The sequence below is a fragment of the Streptococcus sp. 1055 genome, assembly GCF_013276815.1.
In the GTDB taxonomy this organism is placed as follows: domain Bacteria; phylum Bacillota; class Bacilli; order Lactobacillales; family Streptococcaceae; genus Streptococcus; species Streptococcus pseudopneumoniae.
In genome coordinates this window covers 1-566 of the sequence record NZ_VMLT01000001.1, presented here as the reverse complement: position 1 = coordinate 566, position 566 = coordinate 1, and the positions used below count along the sequence as shown (strand labels likewise).

Annotated in this window: 1 pseudogene; it reads left to right on the top strand. The window is 41.9% G+C overall.

Going from position 1 to position 566, the window contains the following annotated elements:
* A pseudogene (locus tag HT699_RS12085) lies at positions 1-566 on the top strand (transposase); the annotation flags it as partial.

The window sequence follows — 566 nt, the reverse complement described above, 5'->3', positions numbered from 1 at the left end:
CAAGAAGAAGATTGGGCTAAGATGGGTTTACCAATCACACGTAAGGAAATCTCTAATTGGCATATCAAGATGAGTCAATACTATTTAGAGTCCCTTTATAACCTTTTACGAGAAAAGTTGTTAGAACAAGCTCTTCTTCATGCGGATGAAACCTCTTATCGGGTCTTAGAAAGTGATAGCCATCTGACCTACTATTGGACTTTTTTGTCAGGAAAATCAGAGAAACAAGGGATTAGGCTTTACCACCATGATCAGCGTCGAAGTGGTTCAGTAGTACAAGAATTCCTAGGAGATTATTCTGGCTATGTGCATTGTGATATGTTGCGGCAGTAACTTAGGACTTTAGTCCTCTAGTTCTGCCTATGCGATAGCAGTCCAAGGTTTAGGAGCAAGGCGACGCTAAGCTTGGTAAACTGCGAACCGCTAGAAGCTTATCGTCAACTGGAAGAAGCTGAACTTGTTGGATGTTGGGCGCATGTGAGAAGGAAGTTTTTTGAATCCACCCCCAAGCAAGCAGATAACTCATCCTTAGGAGCTAAAGGTTTAGCTTATTGTGACCAGTTATT